The sequence below is a fragment of the Escherichia sp. MOD1-EC6021 genome, assembly GCF_002965245.1.
GTDB lineage: Bacteria > Pseudomonadota > Gammaproteobacteria > Enterobacterales > Enterobacteriaceae > Escherichia > Escherichia coli_F.
The window spans coordinates 40,474-64,011 of the sequence record NZ_PTRU01000002.1 but is presented as its reverse complement, the minus strand read 5'-3'; the positions used below and the strand labels follow the sequence as shown (position 1 = coordinate 64,011).

The 23,538-nt window shown below is 50.6% G+C and carries 22 protein-coding genes; 7 read left to right on the top strand and 15 right to left on the bottom strand.

Going from position 1 to position 23,538, the window contains the following annotated elements; genetic code table 11:
- Positions 1–40 precede the first annotated feature (40 nt).
- The 12 genes from gstA to blr all read right to left on the bottom strand — a co-directional run bounded on the left by gstA (position 41) and on the right by blr (position 10,568).
- Positions 41–646 (bottom strand): glutathione transferase GstA, encoded by a 606-nt coding sequence (gene gstA, locus BEB54_RS02480; RefSeq protein WP_000765742.1) that lies wholly within the window; start codon positions 644–646, stop codon positions 41–43.
- 105 nt (positions 647–751) lie between these two features.
- Entirely contained in the window at positions 752–2,254 is a 1,503-nt protein-coding gene (gene dtpA, locus BEB54_RS02475; protein WP_000100942.1) for a dipeptide/tripeptide permease DtpA, read from the bottom strand.
- 610 nt (positions 2,255–2,864) lie between these two features.
- Positions 2,865–3,500 (bottom strand): endonuclease III, encoded by a 636-nt coding sequence (nth, locus tag BEB54_RS02465; protein ID WP_105276984.1) that lies wholly within the window; start codon positions 3,498–3,500, stop codon positions 2,865–2,867.
- The gene (rsxE, locus tag BEB54_RS02460) at positions 3,500–4,195 is read right to left on the bottom strand and encodes an electron transport complex subunit RsxE (RefSeq protein WP_001289652.1); all 696 of its coding nucleotides are present in this window, start codon (positions 4,193–4,195) and stop codon (positions 3,500–3,502) included. The genes nth and rsxE overlap by 1 nt, the downstream gene beginning before the upstream one ends.
- A 3-nt stretch (positions 4,196–4,198) precedes the next feature.
- Positions 4,199–4,819 carry an electron transport complex subunit RsxG gene (gene rsxG / locus BEB54_RS02455; RefSeq protein WP_000920799.1) on the bottom strand — a complete coding sequence of 207 codons (621 nt, stop codon included), beginning with the start codon at positions 4,817–4,819 and terminating at the stop codon, positions 4,199–4,201.
- 3 nt (positions 4,820–4,822) lie between these two features.
- Positions 4,823–5,881 (bottom strand): electron transport complex subunit RsxD, encoded by a 1,059-nt coding sequence (gene rsxD, locus BEB54_RS02450; RefSeq protein WP_105276985.1) that lies wholly within the window; start codon positions 5,879–5,881, stop codon positions 4,823–4,825.
- Complete coding sequence (gene rsxC / locus BEB54_RS02445) at positions 5,882–8,200, bottom strand: electron transport complex subunit RsxC (RefSeq protein ID WP_105276986.1); 2,319 nt, start codon at positions 8,198–8,200, stop codon at positions 5,882–5,884.
- The gene (gene rsxB, locus BEB54_RS02440) at positions 8,193–8,771 is read right to left on the bottom strand and encodes an electron transport complex subunit RsxB (protein WP_000991806.1); all 579 of its coding nucleotides are present in this window, start codon (positions 8,769–8,771) and stop codon (positions 8,193–8,195) included. The genes rsxC and rsxB overlap by 8 nt, the downstream gene beginning before the upstream one ends.
- The gene (gene rsxA / locus BEB54_RS02435; RefSeq protein WP_000133193.1) at positions 8,771–9,352 is read right to left on the bottom strand and encodes an electron transport complex subunit RsxA; all 582 of its coding nucleotides are present in this window, start codon (positions 9,350–9,352) and stop codon (positions 8,771–8,773) included. Before rsxA ends, rsxB begins: the two co-directional genes overlap by 1 nt.
- A gap of 76 nt (positions 9,353–9,428) precedes the next feature.
- Positions 9,429–9,869, bottom strand: coding sequence for a DUF2569 domain-containing protein (locus BEB54_RS02430; RefSeq protein ID WP_001306099.1), 441 nt, complete (start codon positions 9,867–9,869; stop codon positions 9,429–9,431).
- Positions 9,870–9,954: 85 nt separating this feature from the next.
- Positions 9,955–10,170 carry a transcription modulator YdgT gene (gene ydgT, locus BEB54_RS02425; protein WP_000217950.1) on the bottom strand — a complete coding sequence of 72 codons (216 nt, stop codon included), beginning with the start codon at positions 10,168–10,170 and terminating at the stop codon, positions 9,955–9,957.
- A 272-nt stretch (positions 10,171–10,442) separates the two neighbouring features.
- A complete protein-coding gene (gene blr, locus BEB54_RS02415; protein WP_024166213.1) occupies positions 10,443–10,568 on the bottom strand; it encodes a division septum protein Blr in 126 nt (41 codons plus the stop codon).
- A 242-nt stretch (positions 10,569–10,810) separates the two neighbouring features.
- Between blr and BEB54_RS02410 the strand changes: the two genes are divergently transcribed.
- Positions 10,811–11,851: an oxidoreductase gene (locus tag BEB54_RS02410; protein ID WP_001282537.1), complete on the top strand. Its 1,041-nt coding sequence runs from the start codon at positions 10,811–10,813 to the stop codon at positions 11,849–11,851.
- Between the two features lie 35 nt (positions 11,852–11,886).
- Here BEB54_RS02410 and add read toward each other — a convergent pair whose 3' ends face one another.
- The 3 genes from add to malX form a co-directional block, all read right to left on the bottom strand.
- The gene (gene add, locus BEB54_RS02405; protein ID WP_105276987.1) at positions 11,887–12,888 is read right to left on the bottom strand and encodes an adenosine deaminase; all 1,002 of its coding nucleotides are present in this window, start codon (positions 12,886–12,888) and stop codon (positions 11,887–11,889) included.
- Between the two features lie 103 nt (positions 12,889–12,991).
- Positions 12,992–14,164: a bifunctional maltose regulon transcriptional repressor/cystathionine beta-lyase MalY gene (gene malY, locus BEB54_RS02400; protein ID WP_105276988.1), complete on the bottom strand. Its 1,173-nt coding sequence runs from the start codon at positions 14,162–14,164 to the stop codon at positions 12,992–12,994.
- Between the two features lie 9 nt (positions 14,165–14,173).
- Complete coding sequence (gene malX, locus BEB54_RS02395) at positions 14,174–15,766, bottom strand: PTS maltose transporter subunit IICB (protein WP_000125609.1); 1,593 nt, start codon at positions 15,764–15,766, stop codon at positions 14,174–14,176.
- Positions 15,767–15,940: 174 nt separating this feature from the next.
- On the opposite strand from malX, the gene malI reads away from it, so the two are divergent.
- From malI to uidC, 6 genes are all read left to right on the top strand, one after another.
- Positions 15,941–16,969 (top strand): mal regulon transcriptional regulator MalI, encoded by a 1,029-nt coding sequence (gene malI, locus BEB54_RS02390; RefSeq protein ID WP_105276990.1) that lies wholly within the window; start codon positions 15,941–15,943, stop codon positions 16,967–16,969.
- A 111-nt stretch (positions 16,970–17,080) separates the two neighbouring features.
- The gene (gene hdhA, locus BEB54_RS02385; protein ID WP_000483362.1) at positions 17,081–17,848 is read left to right on the top strand and encodes a 7-alpha-hydroxysteroid dehydrogenase; all 768 of its coding nucleotides are present in this window, start codon (positions 17,081–17,083) and stop codon (positions 17,846–17,848) included.
- 220 nt (positions 17,849–18,068) lie between these two features.
- Positions 18,069–18,659 (top strand): DNA-binding transcriptional regulator UidR, encoded by a 591-nt coding sequence (gene uidR, locus BEB54_RS02380; protein ID WP_105276992.1) that lies wholly within the window; start codon positions 18,069–18,071, stop codon positions 18,657–18,659.
- Positions 18,660–19,047: 388 nt separating this feature from the next.
- On the top strand, positions 19,048–20,859 hold the full coding sequence (gene uidA, locus BEB54_RS02375) for a beta-glucuronidase (RefSeq protein WP_105276993.1): 1,812 nt from the start codon (positions 19,048–19,050) through the stop codon (positions 20,857–20,859).
- The gene (uidB, locus tag BEB54_RS02370; protein WP_001075890.1) at positions 20,856–22,229 is read left to right on the top strand and encodes a glucuronide transporter; all 1,374 of its coding nucleotides are present in this window, start codon (positions 20,856–20,858) and stop codon (positions 22,227–22,229) included. Before uidA ends, uidB begins: the two co-directional genes overlap by 4 nt.
- Positions 22,230–22,267: 38 nt before the next feature.
- Positions 22,268–23,533 carry a glucuronide uptake porin UidC gene (uidC, locus tag BEB54_RS02365; RefSeq protein ID WP_105276994.1) on the top strand — a complete coding sequence of 422 codons (1,266 nt, stop codon included), beginning with the start codon at positions 22,268–22,270 and terminating at the stop codon, positions 23,531–23,533.
- Positions 23,534–23,538: the final 5 nt, after the last annotated feature.

The window sequence follows — 23,538 nt, the reverse complement described above, 5'->3', positions numbered from 1 at the left end:
ATCTCATTTCGGCCCACAACAACCTGTGGGCCGATGGCTATTACTTTAAGCCTTCCGCTGACAGCGCGTCTTGTACTTCCGGACGTTCAGCCATACGTTGCATAAATGCCGCGATGTGCTCTAACCCTTCCAGATTCAGTTTCACCGCGTATGCCCAGCGCAGAACCGTAAACAGATAGGCATCAGCAATTGTAAATCGTTGCCCGCAGATCCAGTGCTCATCCTTCAGTGCATCGTTCACATATTGCAGCTTCTTCTCCAGCTGCGCGCGAACTGTCGGTTTGTACTCTTCCGGTGTATCAGGGCGAAACAGAGGTGTGAAGCCTTTATGCAGCTCGGTGGCGATGTAATTCAGCCATTCGATGGTTTTATAGCGGGAAATACTGTTTACCGGTGCCAGCAACTGGCGGTCGGGGACGCTGTCGGCAAGATACTGCATAATTGCTACGCCTTCCGTCAGCAAAGTACCATCGTCCAGCAGCAATGCAGGCACCTGTCCCTTAGGGTTAACGGCAAAGTAATCGTCACCGTTTTCGAGACGTTTTTTCATTAAATCCACACTGACGAGCGTAAAATCCTTTCCGCTCTCACGCAGGGTGATATGGGAAGCGAGAGAGCAGGCGCCCGGTTTGTAGAACAATTTCATCGGTAACTCCTTTTGTCTGTGGTTTAAAGTATGGTAGTGCGTTGCTGAACAAAAAAAAAGCCGCTAACGAAAAGTTAGCGGCTTGTAAAAGAGTTTCCCTGAATTTTACGCTACAGCAGCTTTCGCCGCTTTGTCTGCAGCGTCATCCTGCGTCATGCGGTGCAGTTTCGGCGCAGTCAGCAGCATCAGTACTGCAATAACGGCAGTAGCGACACCAATCTGCAAGAATACGCGACCATAGACTTCCAGTGACATCAGCGGATCGGTAACGTTATCCGGCACAGCCATCATACCCGCAACATAACCACCAATCAGGTTTGCACCGGCAGTGGTCAGGAACCAGCTACCCATAATGAAGCCCATCAGACGCTGCGGAACGAGTTGTGCAACCATTGCCAGACCCAGACCAGAGATCATAAGTTCCCCGATACTCTGCAGGCCATAGCTTGCGACCAGCCAGCTTACAGACACGATACCTGCGTCAGACGCGAATTTCGCACCCAGCGGCAGAATCAGGAACGCACCAGAACACATCACCATACCGATTGCAAACTTAGTTGGCATCGGCAGGGTATCGCCCATCTTGTTATAGATAGCGGCCAGAATCGGGCTACCAATGATGATCCAGAACGGGTTCAGTGCCTGATACTGCTCAGGTTCTACGGCCAGGCCCAGAATGGTGTGTTCAACGTTACGAATCGCAAAGAAGTTCAGTGACGTTGGCATCTGGCTGTACAGCACGAAGAAGATAATGGCTTCGAGCATCAGGATGAAGGCAACGATCATTTTACGACGCGCAGCACCTTTCATCGCGAAGGCTTCTTTACCGAAGATAACCACGATACCAAAGGCAACAACGCCCAGCGCCATACGCGCAACTTCCTGATTGTGCAGCAGCCAGGTGGCGATAGCGATCAGCGCCACAACACCAATAATGGTCAGCAGCAGGTTACGGTAGTTGATAGGCTCGAAGTCTGGTTTTGAACCGTACTGTTTAACCCAGCGTTGGCAGAAGGCGAAGTTAACGATAGTGATCAGCAGACCGACTACGCTCAACGCAAACGCAACACTCCAGCCGTATTTCGCGGCCAGCCACGGGGTGGCGATCATAGAGAAGAAAGAGCCGATGTTGACGGACATGTAGTACATGGTGAATGCACCGTCCAGACGCGGGTCGTTTTTCTCATAGCATGTAGAAAGCAGAGAAGACGGGTTAGCTTTAAACAGGCCGTTACCGACCGCAATAGCCGCCATACCCATATAAACGATACCGGCGTCGTGACCAGACCAGGCAACCAGAGCATAACCAATCGCCAGCACAATAGCGCCAAGCATAATTACGCGTTTAGTACCCAGTACTTTGTCACCTAACCAGCCGCCGATAGCGACCAGACCATAAACTAGGGCACTAAAGGAAGAGAAAAGGGTGATTGAATCCGCTTCAGACATACCCAGTTGTTTAACCAGGTAAACAGCCATAATTCCTTGTAGGCCGTAATAACCAAAACGTTCCCATAACTCAATCGAGAAGATGAGATAGAACGCCTTCGGTTGTTTGAAAGCGTTCAAACTGACGCTTTCAGTTGGTTTTTGGTTTGCAGTGGACACTTTTACCTCTTTTTTTACATCCCATATTAACGGGGGTGCTTTCTCGCGTTATGCCTAAAAAACATACGCGCAATTGTTATAGTGGGAGGGGAAACGGCAGGTAATGTTCACTATCTTGCACTTTCAGACAAGTCCTTTGTAATAATCTGTTACATATAACTAAGGCGGGGAATTCAACCATTCCGGGAAATGTTATCCAGCGTTAAATTTTTCAAAAAACGTAACGGCAGATTTTTTCACTACCCTGAGAGGGGGATGATGGCTTAACGGCGATATGTTCTGCTATTTAGCGTTTTTCCTAGTGAGATAGTCCAGTTTCTGAAAAATAGCCAGTGTAATGTTTTGTAGGTCAATATTTGTTGCGTGTGTAAATTTAAATGATTTTAACCTAGTTCTTGCAATGTTTTTACATTGCCATAGCATCGTGATCTTGATCACGAATGAATAGAAAATTTCGCTATTAAAAAAACAATTAACCTGCATTTTTGGTTATCCGCAAACGGATTACCTGATGATAACGCTAAGCAATGGCATCATTGACGTTAAAAAGATGTTTTAAAAGAGGATAAAGAAAGGTTATCAATGGGGTAATCGGTGTTACCCCTTTTCTTCAGATGTCAACTTTCTCTTTGTATTCACAAAGATCTTCAATAATACAAGAGCCACAGCGAGGCTTGCGGGCAATACAGGTATAACGCCCGTGCAGGATCAACCAATGGTGGCAGTCGACTTTAAACTCTGCCGGAACCACTTTCAGTAGCTTTTCTTCTACCTGTTCGACGTTTTTCCCCGGCGCAAATTGAGTACGATTACAAACGCGGAAAATGTGCGTGTCGACAGCAATAGTCGGCCAGCCGAATGCGGTGTTTAATACGACGTTGGCTGTTTTACGACCTACACCAGGCAGGGCTTCAAGCGCAGCACGATCTTCAGGCACCTCGCCATTATGCTGTTCCAGTAAGATACGGCAGGTTTTGATGATATTTTCTGCTTTGCTGTTATAAAGGCCAATAGTTTTAATATAGCTTTTCACCCCTTCGACGCCCAGCTCAAGCATCGCTGCAGGCGTATTAGCCACCGGGTAGAGTTTCGCCGTCGCCTTATTAACACTGACATCGGTCGCCTGAGCGGAAAGCAGCACGGCAATCAGCAATTCAAAAGGCGAACTGAAATTAAGCTCGGTGGTGGGATGAGGATTGTTCTCACGCAGGCGAGCGAGGATCTCCAGGCGTTTTGCTTTGTTCATCAGACATTCCCTGTTTCACCGTTTGGCAATGCACGTTCGGCAGCTGCTTCAGCACGGCGCTTTTTCATTCTTTCATCAATCAGGTATTTCCCTGCCAGCATCAGTCCCAGGCCAATAAATGCACCTGGTGGCAGCATCGCCAGCAGGAAAGGGGAGTCGGTGTGGAATATCTCCACGCGTAATACTTTTGCCCAGCTACCTAACAGCGCATCTGCACCGTCAAACAATGTGCCATTGCCGATAATTTCGCGTAGTGAACCCAGCACGAACATGGCACAGGTTGCGCCCATACCAATCGAAAAACCATCCAGTGCCGAAAGTGCCGGACCTTTTTTAGCAGCGAAGGCTTCAGCGCGCCCCACAACAATACAGTTAGTGACAATCAGCGGAATAAAAATCCCTAACGATTGATACAGACCAAAGGCGTAGGCGTTGATCAGCATCTGTACAGCGCTGACCACCGAGGCGATGATCATCACGTAAATGGGAATGCGGATCTCGGCTGGGGTCCAGTGGCGCAGCGTCGAAATGGTCAGATTGGTCAGCGTCAGCACCAGCGTTGTCGCAAGTCCTAACCCCAGGGCGTTAGTGGCAGTGGACGTGACCGCCAGCAGCGGACAAAGGCCGAGCAACTGGACCAGCGCAGAGTTGTTTTTCCACAACCCCTGAACAATAACGTCTTTAATTTCGCTCACGCTTTATTCTCCACAGGCAGGAAGTTGAGAAAGTTGTGACGGTAACGTCTGAGCGTACAATCCGGCGCGTTTTACCGCATTAACCACCGCGCGGGGAGTAATCGTCGCGCCGGTGAACTGGTCGAAATCACCACCATCTTTCTTCACCGCCCAGTGCGCATCATCCGCACCACTGATTTTTTTACCCGCAAAATGGGTGATCCAGTCAGAAAGGCGCAGTTCGATTTTATCGCCAAGCCCTGGCGTTTCGTGGTGCTCTGTCACGCGCGTGCCAAGTACCGTGCCGTTAAAATCGGCTCCCACCAGCAGCTGAATCGCACCGGAATAGCCATCTGGCGCGGTTGTTTCCAGAACGGCGGCTACCGGTTTGTCATCCTGTTTGGCGATGTAAACCCGATGCTCACCTTTACCTAACTCTGGCGCAGTTACCAGATAGCAACTCTGTGCCAACGCATTGTTATAGCGTTCGGCTGGCAGCACCTGATCAAATAACGCCTTTTGTTGCAGACTGGCCTGTTCAGCAATCGTCGTTTTGGTCATCTGGTTGATGGCCGCAGTTAACCCTGTTGAACCCGCTGCAAATAGCGCCAACGTAATGCCGTGTTTTCGGATAGTTTTCAGCATGGTTTACCCTTTGCGATGGCCGTAGACGCGCGGACGCGTGTAGTAATCGATCAGAGGAACCGTGATGTTCGCCAGCAGGACGGCAAAAGCCACGCCGTCAGGATAGCCGCCGAAACTGCGGATCAACCAGACTAATAAACCCGCCAGCGCGCCGAAAATAAGACGACCACGATTGGTCGTAGAAGCAGTAACCGGGTCAGTCAAAATAAAGAATGCGCCGAGCATAGTCGCACCAGACAACAGATGAATTTGCGGTGATGCCAGTGTTTCTGGTGAGAACAACCAGCCCAACGTTGCGCATAACGCCAGCGTTACTAAGAAGCTGAGGGGAATATGCCAGCGAATCGCTTTCTGCCATAGCAACCACACGCCGCCAGCCAGCCAGGCGAGATTTACCCATTGCCAACCAACGCCCGCCAGCATACCGCTGTAGATCGGATATTGCATAATCTGTTCAACCGAATGACCGGCATGGACAGAGGTTTTAAATGTATCCAGCGGTGTCGCCTGACTAATGCCATCAATACCTAAGCGTAGCGTGTTCATATCACCACCACTGGCGGTATGTCCGCTGAAAATAACCTGTATGGCGTCGATAAAACCAGGGATGTTGACCGCAATTTCATGCGGCGGTAACCAGCTGGTCATCTGCACCGGGAAGGAGATCAGTAAGACCACATAACCAATCATTGCCGGATTAAACGGGTTTTGCCCCAGACCGCCATACAACTGTTTAGCGATGATCACCGCAAACACCGTACCCAGCACGACCATCCACCACGGCGCGAGGGGGGGAATACTTACCGCCAGCAATAAGCCTGTCAGCATTGCTGAGTTGTCTTTCAACGTTGCGGCTACTGATTGCTTGCGTAGTTTGAGTACGAGAGCTTCGGCTAACAGAGCACTGACCGACGCCAACAGGATCTGAACGAGAGTACCCCAACCAAAAAACCACAGTTGCGCTGCGATTCCTGGCACGGCTGCGAGCAACACCAACAGCATAATGCGCGATGTTTGGCGCTGGTTATGGGTATAAGGGGAGCTAGCTATTCTGAATACCATTTAGTCCTCGTTTACAACCTTTTGCTGGGCGGCTTTTTTGGCCTGAACGCGGGCAATAGCCGCGGCAACTGCCGCTTTGCGCGGATCGACAGGTTCTTCTGCCTCCGCATTAGCCTGCTGCTGTTCCCGCTTGCGCGCTTTGGCGCGGGCAATAGCCGCTTCGACGGCAGCTTTGCGCGGATCAACCTGTTCTTCTGGCTCCGCATTAGCCTGTTGCTGTTCCAGTTTGCGCGCTTTGGCACGGGCAATAGCGGCTTCGACGGCAGCTTTGCGCGGATCGACCTGTTGTTCTGGTTCCGCATTAGCCTGTTGCTGTTCCAGCTTGCGTGCTTTGACGCGGGCAATAGCGGCTTCGACGGCGGCTTTGCGCGGATCGACCGTTTCGTCTGGTTCGGCATTAGCCTGTTGCTGTTCCAGCTTACGTGCTTTGGCACGGGCAATCACAGCTTCGACGGCGGCTTTGCGCGGATCGACCTGTTGTTCTGGTTCGGCATTAGCCTGTTGCTGTTCCAGCTTGCGTGCTTTGGCACGGGCAATCGCGGCTTCGACGGCGGATTTGCGCGGATCAACCTGTTCTTCTGGCTCCGCATTAGCCTGTTGCTGCTCCAGCTTGCGCGCTTTGGCGCGGGCGATAGCGGCTTCAACTGCGGTTTTACGTGGATCAGCAACGGTTGCTGCGTCGTTAGTTTGCTGCAGTTCTGCCTGTTTCGCTCTGGCTTGCGCTTTACGGGCTTCCCGTGCTGCAATAATTGCGCTGTTATCCGGGCGTTCGCCCGCTTTAATCACAATAGGCTGTGTAGCCTGGGCCTGTTTCTCTTTCACCCGCGCCAGAGCGGCAGCAATCGCATCTTTATCTTTGGCTGCAGGTTGAACGGCTGCGCTCTTATGTCGTTCAAGGCGAGCCGCTTTTTCGCGCTCCAGACGAGCCTGGCGCGCTTCGAAACGCGCTTTGGCTTCTGCGGCGCGCTTTTCTTCCTGACGAATAGCCGCAATTTCAGCTTTTTCCTGACGGAAATATTGCACCAGGGGAATATTGCTCGGGCAAACCCACGCGCAAGCCCCACATTCAATGCAGTCGGCAATGTTATGCGAGGTGGCTTTATCGTGTTGCTGACCTTTGCTGAACCAGTACAACTGTTGCGGCAAAAGATCCGCAGGGCAGGCGTCAGCACAGGCGCTACAACGGATGCAATTTTGTTCTTCCTGTGGTTCGCCAAGCTCATTGGCAGAGGGAGCCAACAGACAGTTGGTAATCTTTACGACCGGGACATCCAGCCATGGCAAGGTAAAGCCCATTAGCGGGCCGCCCATAATCACCATTTGATCGGCAGAGGGGCAGAATCCGGCATCATTCAATAAATGACGCACTGGCGTACCCAGCCGTGCCCAGACGTTGCCCGGGCGTGCGATTGCTTCGCCAGTCAGGGTCACGACACGCTCAGTAATCGGTTCGCCATCGATAACGGCACGTTTCACTGCATAAGCAGTGCCGACGTTTTGCATTAATACGCCGATATCGGATGAACGCCCGCCATGTGGAACCTGCTTCCCGGTCAGAATGTAGGTTAATTGTTTAGCACCGCCAGAAGGATATTTGGTTGGAATCACCCGCAGAGAAATATCGTGCGAGTCCGCCAGCACCGCGCGCAGCATGGAAATCGCCTGCGGTTTGTTATCTTCAATGCCGATAAGAATTTCGCGTGGCTGCAGAATATGCGCAAGAATGCGAATACCCTCTACGACCTGAGCCGCGCAATCCTGCATCAAACGGTCATCGGCGGTAATGTACGGCTCGCACTCAGCAGCGTTGATAATCAACGTTTCAATCTTATCTCCGCCGCCCTGCAATTTAACGCCTGTCGGGAATCCCGCACCACCCAGCCCGGCAACACCAAACTGATGAATGCGCTCGATTAACTCTTCGCGACTGCGAGAGCGATAATCGTCCCAGCCGTCGCGCGGGATCCAGCAGTCTTCGCCATCGGCATCAATAATCACGCTTAATTCAGCTAAAGCTGAAGGATGAGCCGTAGAGTGGGGCGCAATAGCCGTAACGGTACCCGAGGTGGGCGCGTGAACTGGCAGCATTTTGCCGCGTCCACGGGTAAGCGACTGGCCGCGCAGTACTTTATCGCCGACGCTAACGCACAACTCACCTTCAGCGCCAATATGTTGTTTCAGTGGTATGACAAAACGCTGCGCCAGTGGTACCTGGCGCAGGGGCGTACCGTTGGACTGGGTTTTCATCTCCGGTGGATGGATGCCGCCGTTGAAATCCCAGATTTTATTTTTTCTGAATGCAGAGAATAACTTAAGCATGGTGTTCCACGGGAATGATACGCACGGGAATGGTGTTCAGATCCCATTTCCAGGAGTCAGGTGTTTCTGCAACCGGTTGCAACGAGATGCAGTGCGTCGGGCACGGATCAACACATAAATTGCAGCCCGTACAGAGATCACTCATTACCGTATGCATGGCGCGGGTAGCACCAACGATGGCGTCTACCGGACACGCCTGAATACATTTAGTGCAGCCAATACAGTTATTTTCATCAATAAACGCCACCATCCGCGCAGGCGTTAGCTCTTGCGCTTCGCCATCCAGCGGCTGTGGCTCGACATTAAGCAACTCAGCAATTTTTAGCATCACAGCTTCGCCACCTGGGGCGCAGCGGTTAATTTTTTCACCGTTACAGCTGATGGCTTCCGCGTAGGGGCGACAGCCGGGATAACCGCATTGACCACACTGGCTCTGCGGTAAGATTTCGTCAATTTTCTCAACGACCGGATCGTCTTCCACCGCAAAACGGCGGGAGGCATAACCCAGAATGGCGCCAAACGCCAGGCCCAGCAGGCTCACGGCGGCAACGGCAATCCAGATAGCATTCATTACAACTTCACCAAACCACTAAAGCCCATAAAGGCCAGAGACATAAGACCTGCGGTAATTAACGCAATGGCATTACCGCGAAAAGGTGCCGGGACATCAGCCACAGCAAGGCGTTCGCGGATGGCGGCGAAGAGCACCATCACCAGCGAGAAACCGACAGCGGCGGAAAAACCGTACAGCGCCGACTGCAAGAAATTGTGCCCGAGATTGATATTCAGCAACGCCACGCCGAGCACTGCACAGTTGGTGGTGATAAGCGGCAAAAAAATCCCCAGCAGACGGTAAAGCACCGGGCTGGTTTTGCGCACCACCATCTCGGTGAACTGCACAACCACAGCAATCACCAGAATAAACGCCAGGGTGCGCAGGTAAATCAGATTAAGCGGGATCAAAATCCACGTATCGATAAGCCAGGCGCAAATAGACGCCAGCGTCATCACAAACGTTGTAGCCAGCCCCATGCCCATCGCGGTTTCCAGCTTTTTGGAAACCCCCATAAACGGACAGAGGCCGAGAAACTTGACCAGTACAAAGTTATTGACCAGTACAGTTCCGACAAACAGTAACAGGTAGTCAGTCATTTTTCGGCCTGAAATAAAAAAGCCGCCTATTATCCGTTAATCCAGAGCAGGCGACAACAGGTTAACTGTAAGGTTATTACGGATTCACAAACGTCGCTTTCACCCGCGACGAGCGTTTAAAATAGGGGACGATCAATGCGGTTGCCAACAAAGTAAACAGTAACTGGCGAACAGCTATGCCATCTTCCACGGGTGAAAAAGCGAACGCTTTTACTGCCAGCAATACGGAAATAAGCAGCCAGATAATATAGTGTTTAGGAACACAACGCCGACGTTTAAAGAAAGCGATGGTCAACCACAGTGTGTAATACCACATGGCGATAGCGGTAATAAAAGAAACGCCCCATAAGATTTGTGTCGTCAGTGCTTGTTCGCCGAGCGTTTGAAATGTTTGCGGAGAAGATAACGCAGCGGTATACAGCAACAACGCCAGCGTCGTACTTAACAGAGCGACTAAAAGCCAGGCCAATGGGCCAAGCAACCAGCCTCCAATACGTTGTGGCGTTGTGGTGGTCATAGGTTCTCCAGAATAGCGACGCAAACAGGCAAATCTAATTTTAGGGGCGTTATTATAAGGCTTTTATAACCGATCGCTACTTTCTTTATTGGACATAGTGCCAGACGGACTTCGGTACCTGGCCGAGGTCAAACAAACGCCCGCCAGAAACCAGCTCTGCGCGACGGTGATCGGCAGCACGATACATATTGATCAGTTCCTGATCGTCCGTCAGGGTGTAATTAAGATGGTCGTAGAGTTTTTCCAGACTTTCGAGTGAACTGATTTTGCGAAATTTTAATAAGTAGTCCTGAACAGTCATAAAAGGTCCATAAAATAATTAATACCAAAGGGGTAGGTATTATTAGTGATGATAAAATTTCACCAAAAGTGAACGTTTGTATTATTACAATAATAAGAATGCGCTGATGGTAAATATTCAGGGATGAAAAACTGCTCTGAAAAGAGTAACGCGCTTTACTATCCCTGACAATCACCAACAACATCGAACAAGATAATAAATTCCTGGTTTAATATCCGACAAGTTAAAACATGCACCCGGTCGGGCAGCATGTCGCTCTACAAGAGTAGAGCTTACTTGTGTTGTACCGTAGCACTCTGTTCAGGTGGCTGATAGTTGTCAATGTGACTCGCCACGCCAAGAAGAATGACTGAAACGACAAGAACGATCCAACCTGTTAATTCAATAAGACGATTCATTACAGCCCACATCTCTGTTGATTGATCCATTAACTTCAGGGGGTAAATGTTACTTAGCAATAATAGCTCCAGCAAGATTTTTACTGAGGTTTTTGCGATATTTAGCTTTTGTCGTTGGAAAATTCGCTATTTTTTTGACTTAAGTTAAACAACATCCCTTATTGCTGGCAGGTTATTAAACTGTTGAGCGAGGGTAAAGGATAGTGTCAAATAGCCATCATACTTCAATGAGAGGCAATGACATGAGCGACAACATCCGTGTTGGGTTGATTGGGTATGGTTATGCGAGCAAAACCTTCCATGCGCCCCTGATTGCGGGCACGCCCGGGCTGGAACTGGCGGTAATCTCCAGCAGCGATGAAACAAAAGTAAAAGCCGACTGGCCAACGGTTACGGTTGTCTCTGAGCCGAAGCATCTGTTTAACGATCCCAACATAGACCTGATTGTCATCCCTACACCCAACGATACCCATTTCCCGTTAGCCAAAGCGGCGCTTGAGGCGGGTAAACATGTGGTCGTTGATAAACCCTTTACCGTGACACTGTCACAAGCGCGAGAGCTGGAAGCGCTGGCAAAAAGCCTGGGGCGTGTGCTGTCTGTATTCCATAACCGTCGCTGGGATAGCGATTTCCTGACGCTAAAAGGTTTGCTCGCGGAAGGCGTACTGGGTGAAGTTGCTTACTTTGAGTCTCATTTTGACCGCTTCCGTCCGCAGGTGCGCGATCGTTGGCGTGAACAGGGCGGCCCTGGCAGCGGTATCTGGTACGATTTAGCACCGCACCTTCTTGATCAGGCCATTACGCTATTTGGTTTACCGGTTAGCATGACGGTAGATTTGGCACAGTTACGGCCCGGAGCGCAGTCGACTGATTATTTCCACGCCATCTTGTCCTATCCGCAGCGGCGAGTCATTTTACACGGCACCATGCTGGCAGCCGCTGAGTCAGCACGTTATATCGTGCATGGATCCCGAGGCAGTTATGTGAAATATGGCCTCGATCCACAGGAAGAACGTCTGAAAAATGGCGAGCGTCTGCCGCAGGAAGACTGGGGCTACGATATGCGTGATGGCGTACTTACCCGCGTGGAAGGTGAGGAACGTGTCGAAGAAACGCTGTTGACGGTGCCGGGGAATTATCCGGCTTACTATGCGGCTATTCGTGATGCGTTAAATGGCGATGGTGAAAATCCGGTTCCGGCAAGTCAGGCAATCCAGGTAATGGAGTTGATTGAGCTGGGCATCGAATCCGCCAAACATCGCGCGACGCTGTGCCTTGCGTGAAAAGAGGATGGTGCAATTAGCACCATCCATTTTTGTTACTTCGCGGCGACTTTTTCTCGCAGTGCGCGTTTTTCCTTTGCGCTGAGGAAAGCCATTTCCAGACCATTAATCTGTGCCTGGCGGATTTGCTCGCGGGATAACCCAGCAGCTGGCGCGGCAACGGTATATTCGTGAATGATATCCACTCCCTGTACGCCGGGATCGTCAGTGTTAATGCTGGCACGAATGCCATGCTCAAGGAACGTTTTCAGCGGATGTGCAGCCAGATCCGCCACGGTGCTGGTCTGAATATTGGAGGTCAGACAGGATTCAATACCAATTTGTTGCTCGGCGAGAAAATCCATCAGCGCCCGATCTTCAATGGCTTTTACGCCATGTCCAATACGTTCCGCCCCCAGTTCACGAATCGCCTGCCAGATGCTTTCCGGCCCGGCAGCTTCGCCTGCATGGACGGTAATATGCCAGCCCGCATCACGCGCGCGGTTGAAGTGAGAAAGGAACAGACTTCCCGGGAAACCAAGTTCATCACCGGCTAAATCAAGTGCGGTAATCTGGTCACGGTGGGCTAAAAAGGCCTCCAGTTCTTGCTGACAGGCGGCTTCACCGAAGGTCCGGCTCATAATGCCGATAAGCTTCGCCTGCACACCAAAGGTGCGGCAACCTTCACGTACGCCATCGATCACCGCTTCGACAACACCCGCTACAGGCAGCTGATGTGCCATTGCCATGTAGCCCGGTGAAAAACGCAGCTCGACATAGTGCAGGCCGTTACGGGCTGCATCTTCAATGTTTTCAAATGCCACGCGGCGGCAAGCATCAAGAGAGGCGAGAACTTTAACGCCCCAGTCAAGTTTGGTCAGAAAGCTCACAAGATCGGGTTCGTTGGCAATGACCTGAACGTGGGGAATCAGTGTTTCCAGGGATTGTGCAGGAAGCGAGATATTATACTGGCGGCCAAGTTCAAGAATGGTCTGGGGACGAATGTTGCCATCAAGGTGGCGATGGATATCAGTTAATGGCAGGGTGGTATCAATCATGGTCGCACTCTTTTTCTGGATATAAAAGTGCGCACCATTATAAAAACAAAGCAGGGTAAAAATCCACGATTGCGCAACGATTTTTTAGGTTGCGCAATTGGGGTTAACGAACAGCGCGGATGGCGTTAATTAATCCAGCAACACCTTTTTCCAGTTTCGAACGCGGGCAGCCGGCATTGAGACGGACAAAACCACGACCTTCTTCACCGTAGGTATACCCCGGCATGATCGCGACCTTCTCTTGCTCGATAAGCGCTTTTTGCAACGCGTTGTCGTCAATATTCAATGGACGTAGATCAAGCCAGGCCAGATAAGTGGAATGCGGGATCTGCCAATTGAGTTCAGGGAACGCGGCGTTCATTTTATCTGCAATATACGTCAGGTTATCTTTCAGATAGACGCGTAAGGCATCCAGCCACGGTGCGCCTTGCTGATAGGCGGCGATATGAGCAGTTAACGCCAGTACCGAAGGGGAAGAAAGCCCATCACGTCCTTTCAGTGCCGATAAATAGGCATCGCGGCTACTGCTATTTTCTATAATCCCGTAAGCACCGGTCAGGGCGGGAATATTGAAACTTTTTGATCCCGACGTTAGCAACGCCCAGTCTCCGCGCGCCACATTACTCCAGGGAATATGCGGCTGCTCGCCCCAAACCATATCCATATGGATTTCATCGGAGATAACCCGCACACCATGACGCTCGCACAGGTCAGCCATGATCTCCAGCTCATCGCACGTCCACACTTTCCCGGTAGGATTCTGTGGGCTACACAGAAGCATAATTTTACATTCTGGTTTCGCCAGCACGGCTTCCAGCTTGCCCATATCGCAAAACCAGCCGTCAGCCTGCTTCTCTAAAGCAACGGGCATTACTGTGCGCTGGTTACCTTCAATGACCTTATAAAATGCGTCATAGGCGGGTGTGTGGATCACCACGCCTTCACCTTTTTCAGACCACTGACGAATCAGTTCTGAAACCATATAGATAACAGAAGGGCCATACACCACCGACTGCGTATCAATTGCGGTGTAATGCTGGGTGGAAAACCAGTGGGCAATAGCCGCGAGAAACTCATCGTTTTTCCAGCGGCTGTAGCCAAACACGCCGTGCATCAGGCGCTGATTTAGCGCCTCGATAATGCAGGGGGCAGTGGCAAAATCCATGTCTGAAATCGTGAACGGTAACAGGTCAGCAGTGCCGAAACGGTCAGCGACATAATCCCACTGCGTACACCATGTGCCATGACGATCCACGACCTTTGAAAAATCGAACATATCTTATCCTTATGCCTGAACAGTATGCATCAGACCGGCCATTTCATCTTTTACTGACTGAACTTGTGGCCCGATAACAACCTGCAGGTTATGTTGATTAAGTTGTACTACGCCAATTGCCCGATTGTCCTTCAGTGCCTGCACATTAACAAGCGACATATCTTTCACAGACAAACGCAGACGGGTAATGCAGTTATCGAGGCTGACAATATTGTCGGCACCGCCTAAGGCTTCGAGGATTGCCGGAACGTTGTAACCTGATTTACCCGGCGCACCGGCAACGGCTTTTTCGATTGAGCTGGCAACTTCGCTATCGCGCCCCGGGGTTTTCAGATTGAAGCGGGTGATAGCGAAACGGAAGATGACGTAGTAAACGACAAACCAGATTGCCGCCACCACTGGCACCATGTACCACTTGGTTGACAGACCATGCAAAATACCGAACACCACGAAGTCGATGATATTGCCGTCGGTATTACCGATGGTGACGCCGAGCACAGACATGACGGTGAAGCCGAGGCCGGTTAACAGCGCGTGGATGACATACAGAACTGGCGCTACGAACAGGAACAGGAATTCCAGCGGTTCGGTCGTGCCGCCAACGACACAGGCGATCAGGCCAGAAATCAGCAGCCCTTTAATTTTATGGCGATTTTCCGGGCGCGCGCAGTGATACATAGCTAACGCTGCACCTGGCAGACCGCCGAGAAACGCAGGCATTTTGCCTTGCGAAAGGAAACGCGTGGCGCTTTCAGAAAAACCGTGAGTGGTCGGGCAACTCAATTGCGCCTGGAAGATGGTCAGTGCGCCGCTGACGGTTTGACCGCAGACTTCCTGCGTGCCGCCTGCGTCGGTAAAGCGAATTAATGCCACCAGAATGTGATGAAGACCAAACGGCAACAGCAGACGTTCACCGGTACCAAACAGCATCGGTCCGAAATCACCCGCGCTGTTTATCATATGGCCCAAGCCGCTAATACCCATGGCGAAAATCGGCCAGACTAACGGAATCACCAGACCGACAAGGCCCATCACCAGCGAGGAGATGATTGGCACGAAGCGCGTACCGCCGAAGAATGCCAGCGCATCCGGCAGGCGGATATTATGGAAACGCTCATGGAGCATCCAGACGATAATACCGGCGATCACCGCACCGAGGATCCCTGTATCGATCGACTGGATCCCAAGAATGCTCTGGATGTTATTGGCTTTCAGAACTGCGGCGTCTGTGGTTGGCAGAATGCCTTTATTGGTCAACCAGAAGTTTACCGCGAGGTTCATTACCGCATAACCGACGAAGCCAGCGAATGCCGCTACGCCTTTGTTTTCGCGTGCCAGGCCCAGCGGGATGGCGATACAGAACATGACTGGCAGGAAACTAAAAGCAAACGAGCCAATCTTACTCATCCAGGTAAAGATAGCCTGCAACACGGGGTTGCCCAGGACCGGGATCAGGGTGATGACATCATGGCTGCTAAGAGAACTACCAATGCCGAGCATAATGCCGCAGAACGACAATAATGCCACGGGTAGCATGAAGGTTTTGCCTAACTGCTGGAAGAACTCCCACAGCGTGACTTTCGGTGCTGTTTTCGCCGTCATAAAACGACTCCTCGTAGAGAACAATCTGGATTCAGTAAATTGCGCGAGAAGATAAAACGTTTTATCAAATTTTAGTGAGGCATAAATCACATTACGCAACGATAATAGCGGGTATAAGATAAATAAAAGGTAAAACGTTTTATCTGTCACATAATCAGGGAGTAGGTCATCTGCATGGCTACCGCCAAAAAAATAACCATTCATGATGTTGCGCTGGCTGCGGGCGTGTCGGTAAGTACCGTTTCGCTGGTGCTAAGTGGCAAAGGGCGAATCTCTACCGCCACAGGAGAACGCGTTAACGCCGCCATTGAAGAGCTGGGATTTGTGCGCAATCGTCAGGCGTCGGCGCTGCGCGGCGGGCAAAGCGGCGTCATTGGTTTGATCGTCCGTGATTTATCTGCGCCGTTTTACGCCGAATTAACGGCCGGATTGACGGAAGCTCTGGAAGCGCAGGGACGGATGGTTTTTTTGCTTCACGGCGGTAAAGACGGCGAGCAGCTGGCACAACGGTTTTCACTGTTACTGAATCAGGGGGTCGATGGTGTGGTAATTGCCGGGGCTGCAGGAAGCAGCGATGACCTGCGACGGATAGCAGAAGAAAAAGCTATCCCGGTGATTTTCGCTTCCCGTGCCAGTTATCTTGATGACGTTGATACGGTTCGCCCGGACAACATGCAGGCTGCACAGTTGTTGACGGAGCATCTCATTCGCAATGGGCATCAGCGTATCGCCTGGCTGGGAGGGCAAAGTTCCTCATTAACCCGGGCAGAGCGGGTGGGGGGCTATTGTGCAACTCTACTAAAATTTGGCCTGCCGTTTCACAGCGATTGGGTGTTGGAGTGCACTTCCAGCCAGAAGCAAGCCGCGGAAGCTATCACGGCGCTTTTACGTCATAACCCGACCATCAGTGCTGTGGTTTGCTATAACGAAACTATTGCGATGGGGGCATGGTTTGGTTTGCTGAAAGCAGGGCGGCAAAGCGGGGAAAGCGGAGTCGATCGTTACTTTGAACAACAGGTTTCGTTGGCGGCATTTACCGATGCAACGCCAACCACACTTGATGATATACCTGTTACCTGGGCCAGCACGCCAGCGCGGGAACTTGGTACCACACTTGCGGATCGCATGATGCAAAAAATCACCCATGAAGAGGCGCATTCACGCAATCTTATTATTCCCGCCCGGCTCATTGCGGCGAAATAATCCTCTCTTTATCTGCTATACCTGGTAGTGTCCTTTCCTCAAGGTTAATGATAAAAAATGTGGCACACAGGCGGTGCCTTTTATTTTTACTGAAGTTCACAGGAGGTTTATGTGTTTAATTCTGACAACCTGAGACTCGACGGAAAATGCGCCATCATCACAGGTGCGGGTGCAGGTATTGGTAAAGAAATCGCCATTACATTCGCGACAGCTGGCGCATCTGTGGTGGTCAGTGATATTAACGCCGATGCAGCTAATCATGTTGTAGATGAAATTCAACAACTGGGTGGTCAGGCATTTGCCTGCCGCTGCGATATTACTTCCGAACAGGAACTCTCTGCTCTGGCAGACTTTGCCGTCAGTAAGTTGGGTAAAGTTGATATCCTGGTTAACAACGCCGGTGGCGGTGGTCCTAAACCGTTTGATATGCCAATGGCAGATTTTCGCCGCGCTTATGAACTGAATGTATTTTCTTTTTTCCATCTGTCACAACTTGTTGCGCCAGAAATGGAAAAAAATGGCGGTGGCGTCATTCTGACCATTACTTCTATGGCGGCAGAAAATAAAAATATCAACATGACCTCCTATGCATCATCTAAAGCTGCGGCCAGTCATCTGGTCAGAAATATGGCATTTGACCTGGGTGAAAAAAATATTCGGGTAAATGGCATTGCGCCGGGGGCAATATTAACCGATGCCCTGAAATCCGTTATTACACCAGAAATTGAACAGAAAATGTTGCAACACACACCAATCAGACGTCTGGGCCAACCGCAAGATATTGCTAACGCGGCGCTGTTCCTTTGCTCGCCTGCAGCCAGCTGGGTAAGCGGACAAATCCTCACGGTCTCCGGTGGGGGGGTACAGGAGCTCAATTAATACACTAACGGACCGGTAAACAACCGTCCGTGTTGTTTACCGGGATAAACTCATCAACGTCTCTGCTAAACAACTGGCAACCAAATCACGGCTATTGGTTAACCAATTTACGAGTGAAAAGTATACGAATAGAGTGTGCCTTCGCACTATTCAACAGCAATAATAGGCGCTCACCTGACAACGCGGTAAACTAGTTATTCACGCTAACTATAATGGTTTAATGATGGATAACATGCAGACTGAAGCACAACCGACACGGACCCGGATCCTCAATGCTGCCAGAGAGATTTTTTCAGAAAATGGATTTCACAGTGCCTCGATGAAATCCATCTGTAAATCTTGCGCCATTAGTCCCGGGACGCTCTATCACCATTTCATCTCCAAAGAAGCCTTGATTCAGGCGATTATCTTACAGGACCAGGAGAGGGCGCTGGCCCGTTTCCGGGAACCGATTGAAGGGATTCATTTCGTTGACTATATGGTCGAGTCTATTGTCTCTCTCACCCATGAAGCCTTTGGACAACGGGCGCTGGTGGTCGAAATTATGGCGGAAGGGATGCGTAACCCACAGGTCGCCGCCATGCTTAAAAATAAACATATGACGATCACGGAATTTGTTGCCCAGCGGATGCGTGATGCCCAGCAAAAAGGCGAGATAAGCCCAGACATCAACACGGCAATGACTTCACGTTTACTGCTGGATCTGACCTACGGTGTACTGGCCGATATCGAAGCGGAAGATCTGGCGCGTGAAGCGTCGTTTGCTCAGGGATTACGCGCGATGATTGGCGGTATCTTAACCGCATCCTGATTCTCTCTCTTTCCGCGGGCTGGTGACAACTGAGCCCGCGTTTCATATCGTAATTTCTCTGTGCAAAAATTATCCTTCCCGGGTTCGGAGAATTCCCCCCAAAATATTCGTCGTAGCCATATGTCATGAGAGTTTATCGTTTTTAAGATACTCGAACGAACGTTCGATTGCTTATTTTATGGCTTCTGTCAACGCTGTTTTAAAGATTAATGCGATCTATATCACGCTGTGGGTATTGCAGTTTTTGGTTTTTTGATCGCGGTGTCAGTTCTTTTTATTTCCATTTCTCTTCCATGGGTTTCTCACAGATAACTGTGTGCAACACAGAATTGGTTAACTAATCAGATTAAAGGTTGACCAGTATTTTTATCTTAATGAGGAGTCCCTTATGTTACGTCCTGTAGAAACCCCAACCCGTGAAATCAAAAAACTCGACGGCCTGTGGGCATTCAGTCTGGATCGCGAAAACTGTGGAATTGATCAGCGTTGGTGGGAAAGCGCGTTACAAGAAAGCCGGGCAATTGCTGTGCCGGGCAGTTTTAACGATCAGTTCGCCGATGCAGATATTCGTAATTATGTGGGCAACGTCTGGTATCAGCGCGAAGTCTTTATACCGAAAGGTTGGGCGGGCCAGCGTATTGTACTGCGTTTCGATGCGGTCACTCATTACGGCAAAGTGTGGGTAAATAATCAGGAAGTGATGGAGCATCAGGGCGGCTATACGCCATTTGAAGCCGATGTCACGCCGTATGTTATTGCCGGGAAAAGTGTACGTATCACTGTTTGTGTGAACAACGAACTGAACTGGCAGACTATCCCGCCGGGAATGGTGATTACCGACGAAAACGGCAAGAAAAAGCAGTCTTACTTTCATGATTTCTTTAACTACGCCGGGATCCATCGCAGCGTAATGCTCTACACCACGCCGAATACCTGGGTGGACGATATCACCGTGGTGACGCATGTCGCGCAAGACTGTAACCACGCGTCTGTTGACTGGCAGGTGGTGGCAAATGGTGATGTCAGCGTTGAACTGCGTGATGCGGATCAACAGGTGGTTGCAACTGGACAAGGCACCAGCGGGACTTTGCAAGTGGTGAATCCGCACCTCTGGCAACCGGGTGAAGGTTATCTCTATGAACTGTGCGTCACAGCCAAAAGCCAGACAGAGTGTGATATCTACCCGCTGCGCGTCGGCATCCGGTCAGTGGCAGTGAAGGGCGAGCAGTTCCTGATTAACCACAAACCGTTCTATTTTACTGGCTTTGGTCGTCATGAAGATGCGGATTTGCGTGGCAAAGGATTCGATAACGTGCTGATGGTGCACGATCACGCATTAATGGACTGGATTGGGGCCAACTCCTACCGTACCTCGCATTACCCTTACGCTGAAGAGATGCTCGACTGGGCAGATGAACATGGCATCGTGGTGATTGATGAAACTGCAGCTGTAGGCTTTAACCTCTCTTTAGGCATTGGTTTCGAAGCGGGCAACAAGCCGAAAGAACTGTACAGCGAAGAGGCAGTCAACGGAGTAACCCAGCAGGCGCACTTACAGGCGATTAAAGAGCTGATTGCGCGTGACAAAAACCACCCAAGCGTGGTGATGTGGAGTATTGCCAACGAACCGGATACCCGTCCGCAAGGTGCACGGGAATATTTCGCGCCACTGGCGGAAGCAACGCGTAAACTCGACCCGACGCGTCCGATCACCTGCGTCAATGTAATGTTCTGCGACGCTCACACCGATACCATCAGCGATCTCTTTGATGTGCTGTGTCTGAACCGTTATTACGGTTGGTATGTCCAAAGCGGCGATTTGGAAACGGCAGAGAAGGTACTGGAAAAAGAACTGCTGGCCTGGCAGGAGAAACTGCATCAGCCGATTATCATCACCGAATACGGCGTGGATACGTTAGCCGGGCTGCACTCAATGTACACCGACATGTGGAGTGAAGAGTATCAGTGTGCATGGCTGGATATGTATCACCGCGTCTTTGATCGAGTCAGCGCCGTCGTCGGTGAACAGGTATGGAATTTCGCCGATTTTGCGACCTCACAAGGCATATTGCGCGTTGGCGGTAACAAGAAAGGGATCTTCACCCGCGACCGCAAACCGAAGTCGGCGGCTTTTCTGCTGCAAAAACGCTGGACTGGCATGAACTTCGGTGAAAAACCGCAGCAGGGAGGCAAACAATGAATCAACAACTCTCCTGGCGCACCATCGTCGGCTACAGCCTCGGTGACGTCGCCAATAACTTCGCCTTCGCAATGGGGGCGCTCTTCCTGTTGAGTTACTACACCGACGTCGCTGGCGTCGGTGCCGCTGCGGCGGGCACCATGCTGTTACTGGTGCGGGTATTCGATGCCTTCGCCGACGTCTTTGCCGGACGAGTGGTGGACAGTGTGAATACCCGCTGGGGAAAATTCCGCCCGTTTTTACTCTTTGGTACTGCGCCGTTAATGATCTTCAGTGTGCTGGTATTCTGGGTGCCGACCGACTGGAGCCATAGCAGCAAAGTAGTGTATGCATATTTGACCTACATGGGCCTCGGGCTTTGCTACAGCCTGGTGAATATTCCTTATGGTTCACTTGCTACCGCGATGACCCAACAACCACAATCCCGCGCCCGTCTGGGCGCGGCTCGCGGGATTGCCGCTTCATTGACCTTTGTCTGTCTGGCATTTCTGATAGGACCGAGCATTAAGAACTCCAGTCCGGAAGAGATGGTGTCGGTATACCATTTCTGGACGATTGTGCTGGCGATTGCCGGAATGGTGCTTTACTTCATCTGCTTCAAATCGACGCGTGAGAATGTGGTACGTATCGTGGCGCAGCCGTCATTGAAGATCAGTCTGCAAACCCTGAAACGGAATCGCCCGCTGTTTATGTTGTGCATCGGTGCGCTGTGTGTGCTGATTTCGACCTTCGCGGTCAGCGCCTCGTCGTTGTTCTACGTGCGCTATGTGTTAAATGATACTGGGCTGTTCACTGTGCTGGTACTGGTGCAAAACCTGGTCGGTACTGTGGCATCGGCACCGCTGGTGCCGGGGATGGTCGCGAGGATCGGTAAAAAGAATACCTTCCTGATTGGCGCTTTGCTGGGAACCTGCGGTTATCTGCTGTTCTTCTGGGTTTCGGTCTGGTCACTGCCGGTGGCGTTGGTTGCGTTGGCCATCGCTTCAATTGGTCAGGGCGTTACCATGACCGTGATGTGGGCACTGGAAGCTGATACTGTAGAATACGGTGAATACCTGACCGGCGTGCGAATAGAAGGGCTCACCTATTCACTATTCTCATTTACCCGTAAATGCGGTCAGGCAATCGGAGGTTCAATTCCTGCCTTTATTTTGGGATTAAGCGGATATATTGCCAATCAGGTGCAAACGCCGGAAGTTATTATGGGCATCCGCACATCAATTGCCTTAGTACCTTGCGGATTTATGCTGCTGGCATTCGTCATTATCTGGTTTTATCCGCTCACGGATAAAAAATTCAAAGAAATCGTGGTTGAAATTGATAATCGTAAAAAAATGCAGCAGCAATTAATCAGCGATATCACTAATTAATATTCAATAAAAATATTCAGAACATCAAAGGTGCAACTATGAGAAAAATAGTGGCCATGGCCGTTATTTGCCTGACGGCTGCCTCTGGCCTTACCTCTGCTTACGCGGCGCAACTGGCTGACGATGAAGCGGGACTACGCATCAGACTGAAAAACGAATTGCGCAGGGCGGATAAGCCCAGTGCTGGCGCGGGAAGAGATATTTACGCATGGGTACAGGGAGGATTGCTCGATTTCAATAGTGGTTATTATTCCAATATTATTGGCGTTGAAGGCGGGGCGTATTATGTTTATAAATTAGGTGCTCGTGCTGATATGAGTACCCGGTGGTATCTTGATGGTGATAAAAGTTTTGGCTTTGCCCTGGGTGCAGTAAAAATAAAACCCAGTGAAAATAGCCTGCTTAAATTAGGTCGCTTCGGGACGGATTATAGTTATGGTAGCTTACCTTATCGTATTCCGTTAATGGCTGGCAGTTCGCAACGTACATTACCGACAGTTTCTGAAGGAGCATTAGGTTACTGGGCTTTAACGCCAAATATTGATCTGTGGGGAATGTGGCGGTCACGAGTATTTTTATGGACCGATTCAACAACCGGTATTCGTGATGAAGGGGTTTATAACAGCCAGACGGGAAAATACGATAAACATCGCGCACGTTCTTTTTTAGCCGCCAGTTGGCATGATGATACCAGTCGCTATTCTCTGGGGGCATCGGTACAGAAAGATGTTTCCAATCAGATACAAAGTATTCTCGAGAAAAGCATACCGCTCGACCCGAATTATACGTTGAAAGGGGAGTTGCTCGGCTTTTACGCGCAACTCGAAGGTTTAAGTCGTAATACCAGCCAGCCCAATGAAACGGCGTTGGTTAGTGGACAATTGACCTGGAATGCGCCGTGGGGAAGCGTATTTGGCAGTGGTGGTTATTTGCGCCATGCAATGAATGGTGCCGTGGTGGACACCGACATTGGCTATCCCTTTTCATTAAGTCTTGATCGTAACCGTGAAGGAATGCAGTCCTGGCAATTTGGCGTCAATTATCGTTTAACTCCGCAATTTACGCTGACATTTGCACCGATTGTGACTCGCGGCTATGAATCCAGTAAACGAGATGTGCGGATTGAAGGCGCGGGTATCTTAGGTGGTATGAACTATCGGGTCAGCGAAGGGCCGTTACAAGGGATGAATTTCTTTCTTGCTGCCGATAAAGGGCGGGAAAAGCGCGATGGCAGTACACTGGGCGATCGCCTGAATTACTGGGATGTGAAAATGAGTATTCAGTATGACTTTATGCTGAAGTAAGAAAT

What these genes read in the sequence shown, in the direction of transcription:
- gstA (WP_000765742.1), bottom strand. Translation starts at nt 646, where the DNA reads ATGAAATTGTTCTACAAACCGGGCGCCTGCTCTCTCGCTTCCCATATC.
- nth (WP_105276984.1), bottom strand. Translation starts at nt 3,500, where the DNA reads ATGAACAAAGCAAAACGCCTGGAGATCCTCGCTCGCCTGCGTGAGAAC.
- rsxG (WP_000920799.1), bottom strand. Translation starts at nt 4,819, where the DNA reads ATGCTGAAAACTATCCGAAAACACGGCATTACGTTGGCGCTATTTGCA.
- rsxD (WP_105276985.1), bottom strand. Translation starts at nt 5,881, where the DNA reads ATGGTATTCAGAATAGCTAGCTCCCCTTATACCCATAACCAGCGCCAA.
- rsxC (WP_105276986.1), bottom strand. Translation starts at nt 8,200, where the DNA reads ATGCTTAAGTTATTCTCTGCATTCAGAAAAAATAAAATCTGGGATTTC.
- rsxB (WP_000991806.1), bottom strand. Translation starts at nt 8,771, where the DNA reads ATGAATGCTATCTGGATTGCCGTTGCCGCCGTGAGCCTGCTGGGCCTG.
- rsxA (WP_000133193.1), bottom strand. Translation starts at nt 9,352, where the DNA reads ATGACTGACTACCTGTTACTGTTTGTCGGAACTGTACTGGTCAATAAC.
- BEB54_RS02430 (WP_001306099.1), bottom strand. Translation starts at nt 9,869, where the DNA reads ATGACCACCACAACGCCACAACGTATTGGAGGCTGGTTGCTTGGCCCA.
- ydgT (WP_000217950.1), bottom strand. Translation starts at nt 10,170, where the DNA reads ATGACTGTTCAGGACTACTTATTAAAATTTCGCAAAATCAGTTCACTC.
- blr (WP_024166213.1), bottom strand. Translation starts at nt 10,568, where the DNA reads ATGAATCGTCTTATTGAATTAACAGGTTGGATCGTTCTTGTCGTTTCA.
- BEB54_RS02410 (WP_001282537.1), top strand. Translation starts at nt 10,811, where the DNA reads ATGAGCGACAACATCCGTGTTGGGTTGATTGGGTATGGTTATGCGAGC.
- add (WP_105276987.1), bottom strand. Translation starts at nt 12,888, where the DNA reads ATGATTGATACCACCCTGCCATTAACTGATATCCATCGCCACCTTGAT.
- malY (WP_105276988.1), bottom strand. Translation starts at nt 14,164, where the DNA reads ATGTTCGATTTTTCAAAGGTCGTGGATCGTCATGGCACATGGTGTACG.
- malX (WP_000125609.1), bottom strand. Translation starts at nt 15,766, where the DNA reads ATGACGGCGAAAACAGCACCGAAAGTCACGCTGTGGGAGTTCTTCCAG.
- malI (WP_105276990.1), top strand. Translation starts at nt 15,941, where the DNA reads ATGGCTACCGCCAAAAAAATAACCATTCATGATGTTGCGCTGGCTGCG.
- uidR (WP_105276992.1), top strand. Translation starts at nt 18,069, where the DNA reads ATGATGGATAACATGCAGACTGAAGCACAACCGACACGGACCCGGATC.
- uidA (WP_105276993.1), top strand. Translation starts at nt 19,048, where the DNA reads ATGTTACGTCCTGTAGAAACCCCAACCCGTGAAATCAAAAAACTCGAC.
- uidB (WP_001075890.1), top strand. Translation starts at nt 20,856, where the DNA reads ATGAATCAACAACTCTCCTGGCGCACCATCGTCGGCTACAGCCTCGGT.
- uidC (WP_105276994.1), top strand. Translation starts at nt 22,268, where the DNA reads ATGAGAAAAATAGTGGCCATGGCCGTTATTTGCCTGACGGCTGCCTCT.